We start from the raw sequence: 10,183 nt of genomic DNA on the forward strand, positions 1-10,183 counted from the left end.
CGGCCGGCCGCGCTCAGATCTCCTGGTCGGTGGGCAGGATGACGAGGTCGCGGATGGTCACGTGCCGCGGCCGCGTGAGCATGTAGAGCACGGCATCCGCGACGTCGTCGGAGAGGATGCCCGTGCGGTCGCCCACCTTCTGGTCGACGCCGTCCGCCCCCTCGGCGAACCCCCACAGCTCGTTCAGCACCACGCCGGGCGCCACCGCTCCGGCGCGCACCCCCGTGCCCACCAGCTGGCGGCGCAGGGTGTGCACGAACGACTGCATCGCGTGCTTCGTGGCGGAGTAGACCGGCTCCCAGTGGATGTCCTGGTGCCCCGACACCGAGCTCGTCACCAGCACGTCCCCGGTTCCGGCCGCGATCAGGTGTGGCAGCGCGGCCCGCACGGTGGCCATGGCCCCGAACACGTTCACCGACACGAGCTGCTCGATGGCGAGCGGATCGGTGTCGACGAAGTCGCCCCCGGTGTACAGACCCGCATTGGCGAGCACGTCGTCGAGCCTGCCGAACTCGGTGAGGGCCACGCGCACCGCCTCCTCGGAGGTCTGCGGATGCGCGACGTCGCCGGCCACGATCCGCGCCTCCCCGGGCAGGCCGTCGGCCACCTGGCGCAGACGCTCCTCCGACCGCCCGACCAGCACGAGCCGGGCACCCTCGGCCGACATGGCCTGGGCGTAGGAGCGGCCGATGCCCGAGCTCGCCCCGGTGATCAGGGCGACCCGGCCGGCCAGGCGGCCGGTCATGGGGGTGGTGCGGTCTGCGGCGTTCGTCATGCGGTGGCTCCGTTCGGCTGGGGTTCGCTCGCGGCGGCGGCGGCCGACGCGGCGGCGAGCGCCTCGCGGCGCAGCAGTTCGTCGGGGCGGGTGTCGATGCGCGCCACGTCGGCCGCGCTGAGGAAGACGGGGCCGCCCGCCGCGAGCGAACCGACGATCACCTCGGCCACCTTCACCGCCATCTCGGTGATCTGCAGCACCTCGGCCGGGCTCGCCCCGAACGCGAACATGCCGTGGTTCTGCAGGTAGACCACCTTCGGAACGCGACCGGTCGTGCGCAGCCGTTCGCGCAGCATCCGCCTCACCGCCCGGGCCAGCTTCAGACCCGGGTCGATGTAGGGCACGAGCAGCGGATCGGTGCCGAGCACCACGATCTGGTCGGGGAAGAGCGAGCCCTCCACGAGCAGCGAGGCCCGCGGCGAGCAGAGCAGGGCGTTGACGGCGATCGGATGCGTGTGACCCACCGCCTCGACGCCCGGCAGGTCGAGGCACACGGCGTGCAGCAGGGCCTCGACCGAGGGCCGCCGGCCGCCCGTGGAGGCCGCCGCGAACAGGGCGCGCACGGCCTCGTCGCCGGCCGCGTCGGCGGCGGTTGCACCGCCGTCGCTCTCGGGCGCATCGACCAGGGCCAGCACGTCGGCCACGCGCACCGGCACGAAGTCGCCCGGCTCGGCGACGGCCATCGAGGCGCCGGAGGCCTTGACGAGCATCCGTCCCCCGTCGACGGCGACCGAGGTGTTGCCCTCGGCCAGCACCGCCCAGGCGCGGTCGGGCCGGCCGAGCTCGCGCGAGAGCTCGACGAGCTGCCGCCGGGCGCCGGCCGATCCTGAACTCGCTTCGGTCATGCCGGTGAACCTTTCAGACGGGCGGCCGAGGGCTCGTACCGCGCGATCTCTCCCCCGGCCTCACCGCCCGCCGCGTAGACCTCGGCGAGCGAGGCGAACTCGCCCGCCGCCACGAACTGCACCGCGAGGTTGCCGAAGGCCGAGGCCTCGGCCGGGCCCGCCACCACCGGGAGTCCGGTGAGCTCGGCGGTGCGACGGCAGAGCAGGTCGTTGCGCGAGCCCCCGCCGACGATGCGCACCGAGCGCACGCCGAGACCGGTCGCCGCGGCCAGCACGTCGACCGACTCTGCGTAGGCGACCGCGAGGCTCTCGACGATGCTCCGCACGGTGCCGAGCACGCCGTCGGGAGCGGGTTGTCCGGCCTCCGTGCAGAGCCGGGCGATCCGCTCGGGCATGTCGCCGGGAGCGAGCAGCCGCCCGTCGCCGACGTCGAACACCGGCGTGGCCAGCTCGGGGCGCGCGATGGCCTGACGCACCAGGTCGACCGGGTCGAGCATCCGCCCCGCCTCGTGCGACCACTGGCGGGAGCACTCGACCAGCAGCCAGAGCCCGGCGAGGTTGCGCAGCAGGAGGGTCGAGTCCCCGGCCCCGCGTTCGTTCGTGAGCCCGGCCGCGAAGGCCTCGTCGGTGAGCACGGGCGCCGAGAGGCTGAGGCCGGCGAGCGACCAGCTTCCGCTGGACACCAGCAGCTGGCCGTCGTCGGGCTCCGCGAAGGCGAGGGCCGACGCCGTGTCGTGCTCGGCCACGTGGAACACGGGCACCGGATGCGCGGCGCCGATCCGCTCGGTGACCCAGGGCAGCGTGACCCCGGCCCGGGCGCCCGGGGCCACCGTTCCGGGAAGCGTGAAGGAGCCGAGGCCGAGGGCGTCGACGAGCTCGGCCGACCAGTCGCCGGTCTGCGCGTCGAGCAGCTGCGTGGTGGAGGCGATCGTGCGCTCGGCGCTCGTGGCCCCCGAGAGTAGATGCACCCACAGATCGGGCACGAGCAGCACGGTGCCGCCGGGCTCGGCGCTGTCGGGCTCGGTGGGGTCGGACTCGGCGGGGTCGGGCTCGGCGTAGTCGGGCTCGGCGGGGTCGGACTCGGCATAGTCGGGCTCGGCGCGGTCGGGCTCGGCGCGGTCGGACTCGGCGTGGCCGGACTCGGCGTGGCCGGACTCGGTGCTGCCAGATTCGGCGCGGTCGGACTCGGCGTAGTCGGGCTCGGCGGGGTCGGACTCGGCGTAGTCGGGCTCGGCGGGGTCGGACTCGGCGTAGTCGGGCTCGGCGCGGTCGGGCTCGGCGCGGTCGGACTCGGCGTGGCCGGACTCGGCGTGGCCGGACTCGGTGCTGCCAGATTCGGCGCGGTCGGACTCGGCGTAGTCGGGCTCGGCGGGGTCGGACTCGGCGCGGCCGTCCTCGGCGCGGTCGGGCTCGGCAGCGCGCGCTGCGCGGACAGCGGCGCGCAGGCGGTACGACGTGTTGATGGGCTGCGGCGGGATGCCCGACAGCGTGTAGGAGCGGGCGGCGGTGACGACGGACTCCGCCTCGGCGGGACCCGCGGGGTCGGCTCCGCGGTAGTGGTCGACGGGTGGGATCGGGCGGGAGTCCGCCGAAGCGGCCTGCGCCTGCGGGTCGGCGGATGCAGCCGGTGACCCGGCCCCTGCGCCTCCGGGCGGGAGCAGCGCGTAATCGACGCCCCAGCTGTCGACGCCGATGCCCGCGAGTTCGCGCCCGTGCTCGGCCGCGACCCGCACGGCGGCGGCGAGGCCGGCGAGCGTCTCATCGAAGAGCCGGTCGACGTCCCAGCGCAGTGTGGCTCCCGGCGCGAGAGACTCCGGATGCGGGCCGTTCGCGAACCGGTGCACCTCCGTCATCCGCACCTGGCGCTCGCCCTCCGCGCCCGCACCGGAACCGGCACCGGCCTCGACGAAACCGAGCATCACGCGGCCGCTGGACGCACCGAGGTCGACGGCGGCGTAGGCGGCCGGCGGTCGAACGCTCATCGGCGGTGTCACTTCCTCGTGCCCGGGCGGCAGCGCGTCGCATCCGGTCGCGCTGAATGTTATTTCGTGTGAAATGTAGCATTGGCGAACAGGATCGGGCAAGGTGGATGCGGATGTCTCGCGCGACAGGATCCGCGAGAGAACCTGCGGCCAGACCTGCGGCCGGAACGGTCACGGCATCCGGGGAAGGATCGGTGATGGCGCTCAAGGGAACCCTCGACGGCGAGAGCCGGCGGGCCGCCCTGCTCGAACTCGCCGAGGAGAAGGGTGGCCTGCACCTCTCCGAGGCGGTCGAGCTGTGGGACGTGCATCCGATGACCATCCGCCGCGACTTCGAGCTGCTCGAGAGCGTCGGCCGCGTGCGCCGGGTGCGGGGCGGCATCGTCGCGGTGCAGGCCGACGCCTTCGCCACCCGGCAGAGCCGCAACCTGCGCGCCAAGGAGCGCATCGCGGCGAAGATCCTCCCCCTGCTGCCGGTCGACGGGGCGGTCGGGCTCGACTCCTCGTCGACCGCGTTCGTGCTCGCCGACGCGCTCCCGGGCGACAGCCGCTTCACCGTGGTGACCAACGGGTTGAGCGCGTTCGAGGCCCTCGCCCGCAAACCCGGGGTGCGCGGCTACCTCACCGGCGGTGAGCGGGAGGAACAGAACCTCAGTCTCGTGGGCGCACTGACCGTGTCGGCGTTCTCGGCGTTCCACTTCGATCTGGCGATCATGTCGGCGCTCGGCGTGCACGGCGAGAGCGGCACGAGCGAGAGCACGCTGGCCCAGACGGCGGTGAAGGATGCGATGGCGCGCGCCTCGGCCGAGGTCGTGCTGGCCGTCGACGCCTCGAAGCTGCAGTCACGGGCGCGCGTGCGGGCGCTCGCCCTCGACCGCGTCGACGTGCTCGTCACCGAGCTCGACCCCGCCGACCCGCGCCTGGACCCGTACCGCGCGCTGGTGCCGCGCATCCTGTAGCCCGCCCCTCCCCCGCTCCCCTACGCCGACCCGTCACTCAGTCCCGCTTACGCGGGCCCATAACGGGACGAACTGACGGCTCGGCGGGTGGGGGTGGAGAGGATGAGGGCCGACCCGTCACTCAGTCCCGCTTTCGCGGGGCCATAGCGGGAGGAACTGACGGGTGGGGGGTGGAGGGGGCGGGGAGGGGAGGATCAGGGGCGGGCGGGCTCGGTGAGGGGGGTCGCGGGGTCGGGGTCGAGGTCGAGGCGTGCATCCGGAGCCTCGTCCAGCGCGGAGAGGAGCGTGGTGGGCTGCATCACCGCGAGCGCTCCCCACGAGGCGGCCCGCTGCACGCCCGCGGCGACGTCGACCGTGCCGTCGGCGCGGGTGGAGCCCACCAGGAAGCCGGCGAGCGAGGCATCCCCGGCCCCCGCGGTGTTCACCACCCGAGCGCTGGCCCGCGCCAGCTGCACACCGGCCGCCGACACGGCGAGCGCCCCGTCGGCGCCCATGCTGACGTAGACGATGTCACAGCCCGCTTCGTGCAGCCGTCGTGCGGCGGCCACGACGTCGCCGACCGTGTCGAGGGCCGTTCCGGTGAGCTCGGCGAGCTCGTGCGTGTTCGGTTTGATCAGCCAGACCGGCGCGAGGTCGGCGGCGAGCGCGGCGAGCGAGGCCCCGGCCGTGTCGACGGCCACGCGCACACCGCGATCGGATGCTCGCCGCACCAGGTCGAGGAACGGCACCGGGCGATCCGACCCGGCCAGCGCGGGGATCGACCCCGACACCACGAGCCAGTCGGCGTCGAGCCGTTCGAGCTCGGCCTCGGTGCGCTCGACCAGAGCCCGCCAGAGCGCGGCCGAAACCGGAACCGGGTTCTCGTTGACCTTCGTGGTGGCGCCCGAGGCGTCGAGCAGGGTCGTGTTGATGCGGGTGCGGCCCTCGTCGGCGACCCCGGCGAGCAGCGTCTCGAATCCGCCGTCGCGCGCGAGGGCCGTGCCCTGGGCGCCGAGTGCGAGCACCGCCGACACGGGCAGCGGCGAGAGCGCGACGGCGCGGGCGACGTTGACGCCCTTGCCGCTCAGCTCGGTGTGCACGGCCGTGGCCCGGTTGACCTCGCCGAGGTCGAGGTGGCCGAGGTGATAGGTGAGGTCGATCGCCGGGGCCGGCGTGAGCGTGACGATGCCGGTCATGCCGCCACCCCCTCCTTCTGCTCGTTCGCGTGTTCGTCGGCGCCCGCGGGCGAGGGCGAGCCGGTGCTCGGGCTCGGGCCGGACGCGTCTCCGGCGACGAGGACGTCGACGCCGGAGCCGGCGAGCAGCGCCGACAGGACCGGACCGGGGGCCTCCGTCAGCACCGCGAGGTCGACCGCGGAGAGCGGCGCCGACGCCACGGCGCCCCGCCCACCGGCGCCGAGGAGCGCGGGGGTGCCGACCAGCACCACCCGGCGGGCGGCCTCGACGACGGCCGCGACGAGCCCCGCCGCATCCGCCGTCTCGGCGAGCAGTCGATCGCCAGCGCCGAGACCCTCGGCCCCGAGCACGGCGACGTCCAGCCGGAGCCCGCCGGCGAGGTCGCGCGTCCACTGTCCGCCCGCCCGGCCGTCCGCCCCCACCTGGCCACCGAGCAGATGCACGGCGGGAGGATCGACTGCCCGCGCCGCCGCGAGGGCGATGGGCACCGAGGCGGTCATGATCCGCACCCCTCCGGCCGCCGGCAGCAGGCCCACCAAGGCCTCGCCCACTGCACCGCCGTCGAGGTACACCGCGTCGCCGTCGGCGATCGTCCCGGCCACCGCGCGGGCGACGCCGAGCGCCGTTCCAGCCGGCCACTCGTCCTCACCCTCGGCAGGTTCCGGATGCTGCGCCCCCACGTCGCTCGGGATCGCACCGCCGTGCGCGCGCCGCAGCCGGCCCGCCGCCTCGAGCTCGCGCAGATCGCGCCGCACCGTCTCGTCGGCCACGCCGAGCATCCGCGCCAGTTCGGCCACTTCCACCCGCCCGGCCTCCGCCAGCGCCCGCACGATCGCGTCGCGTCGAGCGGCCACGGCGCCCCCTTCGCGGCTCACGCGTCCGGTGGGTCGCCCGCCCGCCCCGCCTTCGCCCCCGGGCACCCGGGCGCCACCTCGCGCCACCGCCCCGCCGCCCCGGCTCATGCGCCCGACCCCTCGCCCTGCGGCGATGCCGGCTCCGGTGCCGGCTCGGCCGCCCGGGCGCTCCACCACGACCCGAGGGCCTCGGTGGCCTCGTCGAAGGCGCGGACGACCCCGGCCCAGTAGCCGGCCGACTCGGGCGTGGGCTGCACCGGCTCCGACCGCGCCACCAGCTCCTGCGCCGCCTCCACCGACTCGAACACGCCGACCGCCGCTCCCGCCACCGCCGCGGCCCCGAACGCACCGGCCTCCTCGTTCTGCACCACGGTCACCGGCGAGCGCAGCGCGTTCGCCACCAGCTGCACATAGAGGGGAGCGCGCGCGATGCCGCCCCCGAGCACCACCGGCTCGTCCCAGTCGAACTTCTCGCCGAGCGCGCGGGTGTGCCACACGTGCATGAGCGCGATGCCCTCGAGCGTTCCACGCAGCACGTGCGCCGGCGTGTGCCAGCCGCGCACCCCGGCGAGCGCCGCCGAGCTCGAGGCGCCGAGCGGCGAGTCCACGAGGAAGGGCAGCACGAGCGGCACCGGCTCCTGCGGGTCGAGGGCCGCCGCCTCGGCGAAGAGGCGGTCGCGGGCGGCCTCACCCTCCACCGTGGCGAGGTCGATGCCGAGCAGCCGCAGCATCCAGTTCAGCGCGGGCGAGGCGGTCGCCGAGGTCGACATCGCGATGCGTAGCTCGGGCCGGATCGACAGCCGCGACTGCCAGCGCACGTCCACGTCGGGCCGTGTGGTCGTGACCCCGTTCGTGCTGAACGAGCCGGCCACCAGGGCGAGTCGCCCGGGCACGAGCGCGCCCATCCCGATCGAGGCCGCCTGCACGTCGTGCATGCCGGCGGTCACCGGCGTTCCGGCGGCCAGGCCGGTGGTCTCCGCCGCCGACGGCAGCACCTGGCCCACCACGTCGCCACTGGCGTACAGCGGCGGCAACAGGCGCCGGATGTCGGCCGGCAGCCCGTAGGCCTCGATCACCTCGGGGCTCCAGGTGGCCGTCGCGGTGTCGAGGAAGGAGGCCGTGGCATCCGAGTAGTCGGTGGCGATGACGCCGGTCAGTCGCAGCCGGATGACGTCCTTGCAGAACAGCATCGCCGACGCCGCCCGCACCCGGTCGGGGTCGTGCCGCAGCAGCCAGCGCAGCAGGTTGCCCGCCGCCCCCGGTGTCGGCTCCTGGCCGGATCGCTCGAGCACCACGCGCATCCGCTCGTCGTCGGCGGCGAGCTCGGCCGCCTCGACGTACGCCCGCGAATCCATGGCGGTGATCGCCGGACCGACGGCCTCTCCCGACGCGTCGACGAGGTGCAGTCCGTCGCCGTGACCGGTGATGCCCACCGCCACGATGTCGCGCGGGTCGACCCCCGACGATTCGACGGCCTCGGCGATCGCGCCGGCCGCGGCCGCCCACAGCTCGTCCTGCGAACGCTCCGCGTGGCGCGGCGTGCTGCGGTCGACCGGGCTCGATCGCCGCCCGATGCCCAGCGGCCGCAGCCGTTCGTCGTGCACCACGGCCTTCACCGCGGTCTGGCCGGCGTCGATGCCCAGCAGATAGCGGCGGCCCTCGATGGGTGTAGCCATGGCGATCCTCTCCGATCGAAGACACCGGATGCTCGCACGGCTCCGAGTGCACACGAGCGCCCGAATCTGCCCGCTTCGGAGATCATATCAACTCAAGCGGACGTTCTGACTCCCCGATTCGGGCGTATTCGGGTAGAGTCACCCCGAGACGACCCTGATCGGCGGAGCAGATGTACCCAGCGGAGCGGCACGCCGCCATCCTCGCTGCGGCGCGCGCCTCGGCGGGCGAGGTGGGCGTGCAGCAGCTGAGCCTCGAGCTCGGAGTCACGGCCGAGACCGTGCGCCGCGACCTCACCGCCCTCGAGCGGCGCGGGCTCGTGCGCCGGCGCCACGGTGGCGCACGGCTGGTGTCCCGGCCGCCGTTCGAGCCGACGCTGCACCAGCGTTCGCTGGAAGACGCCGCCGAGCGCGCGGCGATCGCCGCCGCGGTGGTGGAGCTCCTGCCCGAAGAAGGGGTGCTGCTGCTCGACAGCGGCTCGATGACGCTCGAGGTGGCCTCCCTGCTCGCCCACCGCAGACCGCGGGCCGCCGCATCCGCTGCTCTGCTCGTCGTCACCAACAGCCTTCCCGTCGCCCGGCTGCTCGGCGGCCACCCCGCCTTCACCGCGTACGTGCTGCCCGGTTCGGTGCGCGGCGTCACCCAGGCTGTGGTGGGGCCGTGGGCCGAGGAGCGCCTGGCCGGCCTCCGCGCCGACGTGGCGGTGGTCGGCGCCAACGGGGTCGTCGCGGGCGAGGGCGCCTTCACCACGCTGCCCGAGGAGGCCGCCCTGAAACAGCGGATGCTCGCCGCGGCCGCCCAGCGCATCCTCGCCGTCACCGCCACCAAGTTCGGCAGCACGTCGTTCTGCCGATTCGCCGGGCTCGACGGCTTCGACACGGTCGTCACCGACGACCGCCTCGACGCGGCGACCGCCGATCCGGTGCGCGCCGACGGCCCCGAGCTCGTGCTGGCCCATCCGACCGGCTGACGAACCGGCCGATCGCGCCCCACCGACCACATCCCGACATACCACCCGAGAGGAACCCACCCATGACCCTCGTCGCATCCGGCGGCATCCTGGCCGAGCACCGTGCCGTGCTCGCCTTCAACGTCATCCAGCTCGAGCACGCCGAGGCGATCGTGAGCGGCGCCGAAGCCGCCGGCCGCCCGGTCATCCTGCAGATCTCCGAGAACGCCGCCCGCTACCACGGCGGCCTCGCGCCGGTCACGCTCGCCACCCTCGAGCTCGCCCGCCGCTCGGCCGTCGACGTGGCCGTGCACCTAGACCACGCGGAGGACGAGGCGCTCGTGCTCGAGGCCGTCGAGCTGGGGGCGACCTCGGTGATGTTCGACGCGGCCACCCTCCCCTACGACGAGAACGTCGCCCGCACCGCCGCGATCGCCCGCTCGGCGCAGGCGAAGAACGTGTGGGTGGAGGCCGAGCTCGGCGCGATCGGCGGCAAGGGCGGAGCCCACACGCCCGGCGTGCGCACCGACCCGGCCGAGGCGGTGGCCTTCGTGGCCGCGACCGGCGTGGACGGCCTGGCCGTGGCGGTGGGAAGCTCGCACGCCATGACCTCCCGCAGCGCCTCGCTCGACTTCGAGCTCATCGCCGAGCTCGCGGCGGCCGTGCCGGTCCCGCTCGTGCTGCACGGCTCCAGCGGCGTCAGCGACGCCGATCTGGTGCGCGCCGTCGAGCACGGAATGCGCAAGATCAACATCTCCACGCACATCAACGGCATCTTCACCCGGCGCATCCGCGAACTGCTCGAAGCGGATGCGGCCCTGGTCGACCCGCGCAAGTACCTGGGTCCGGCGCGCGACGCCGTCGCCCTCGAGGTGCAGCGCCTGCTCGAGCTCGTGGCGTAACGCAGCCCCGGTGCGAACACCGCACCGACAGCAACGCAGAAGCGGGGGCGGGGTTCTCCCCCGGCGCC

The 10,183-nt window shown here is 74.6% G+C and carries 9 protein-coding genes; 3 read left to right on the forward strand and 6 right to left on the reverse strand.

Annotated elements, in window-relative coordinates:
- Positions 1-13 precede the first annotated feature (13 nt).
- The 3 genes from ACN4JJ_RS05945 to ACN4JJ_RS05955 are packed head-to-tail and all read right to left on the reverse strand — an operon-like array spanning position 14 to position 3,602.
- A complete protein-coding gene (locus ACN4JJ_RS05945; protein ID WP_440708995.1) occupies positions 14-775 on the reverse strand; it encodes an SDR family oxidoreductase in 762 nt (253 codons plus the stop codon).
- Complete coding sequence (locus ACN4JJ_RS05950; RefSeq protein ID WP_440708996.1) at positions 772-1,620, reverse strand: class II aldolase/adducin family protein; 849 nt, start codon at positions 1,618-1,620, stop codon at positions 772-774. Before ACN4JJ_RS05950 ends, ACN4JJ_RS05945 begins: the two co-directional genes overlap by 4 nt.
- On the reverse strand, positions 1,617-3,602 hold the full coding sequence (locus ACN4JJ_RS05955; protein ID WP_440708997.1) for a rhamnulokinase: 1,986 nt from the start codon (positions 3,600-3,602) through the stop codon (positions 1,617-1,619). Before ACN4JJ_RS05955 ends, ACN4JJ_RS05950 begins: the two co-directional genes overlap by 4 nt.
- Positions 3,603-3,799: 197 nt before the next feature.
- Here ACN4JJ_RS05955 and ACN4JJ_RS05960 point away from each other — a divergent pair, with 197 nt between their 5' ends.
- Positions 3,800-4,561 carry a DeoR/GlpR family DNA-binding transcription regulator gene (locus tag ACN4JJ_RS05960; RefSeq protein ID WP_440708998.1) on the forward strand — a complete coding sequence of 254 codons (762 nt, stop codon included), beginning with the start codon at positions 3,800-3,802 and terminating at the stop codon, positions 4,559-4,561.
- Between the two features lie 194 nt (positions 4,562-4,755).
- Here the strand turns inward: ACN4JJ_RS05960 and ACN4JJ_RS05965 are convergent, their stop codons facing one another.
- The 3 genes from ACN4JJ_RS05965 to ACN4JJ_RS05975 all read right to left on the reverse strand — a co-directional run bounded on the left by ACN4JJ_RS05965 (position 4,756) and on the right by ACN4JJ_RS05975 (position 8,266).
- Positions 4,756-5,736 (reverse strand): 1-phosphofructokinase family hexose kinase, encoded by a 981-nt coding sequence (locus tag ACN4JJ_RS05965; protein WP_440708999.1) that lies wholly within the window; start codon positions 5,734-5,736, stop codon positions 4,756-4,758.
- A complete protein-coding gene (locus tag ACN4JJ_RS05970) occupies positions 5,733-6,590 on the reverse strand; it encodes a DeoR/GlpR family DNA-binding transcription regulator (RefSeq protein ID WP_440709000.1) in 858 nt (285 codons plus the stop codon). The genes ACN4JJ_RS05965 and ACN4JJ_RS05970 overlap by 4 nt, the downstream gene beginning before the upstream one ends.
- A 104-nt stretch (positions 6,591-6,694) precedes the next feature.
- A complete protein-coding gene (locus ACN4JJ_RS05975) occupies positions 6,695-8,266 on the reverse strand; it encodes an FGGY-family carbohydrate kinase (RefSeq protein WP_440709001.1) in 1,572 nt (523 codons plus the stop codon).
- 170 nt (positions 8,267-8,436) lie between these two features.
- Between ACN4JJ_RS05975 and ACN4JJ_RS05980 the strand changes: the two genes are divergently transcribed.
- Together ACN4JJ_RS05980 and ACN4JJ_RS05985 are read left to right on the forward strand one after the other, a co-directional pair.
- Positions 8,437-9,234 carry a DeoR/GlpR family DNA-binding transcription regulator gene (locus tag ACN4JJ_RS05980; RefSeq protein WP_440709002.1) on the forward strand — a complete coding sequence of 266 codons (798 nt, stop codon included), beginning with the start codon at positions 8,437-8,439 and terminating at the stop codon, positions 9,232-9,234.
- A gap of 62 nt (positions 9,235-9,296) precedes the next feature.
- Complete coding sequence (locus ACN4JJ_RS05985) at positions 9,297-10,115, forward strand: class II fructose-bisphosphate aldolase (protein WP_440709003.1); 819 nt, start codon at positions 9,297-9,299, stop codon at positions 10,113-10,115.
- Positions 10,116-10,183 lie beyond the last annotated feature (68 nt).

Origin of the sequence: Herbiconiux dendrobii (genome assembly GCF_052048175.1) — a bacterium.
In the GTDB taxonomy this organism is placed as follows: domain Bacteria; phylum Actinomycetota; class Actinomycetes; order Actinomycetales; family Microbacteriaceae; genus Herbiconiux.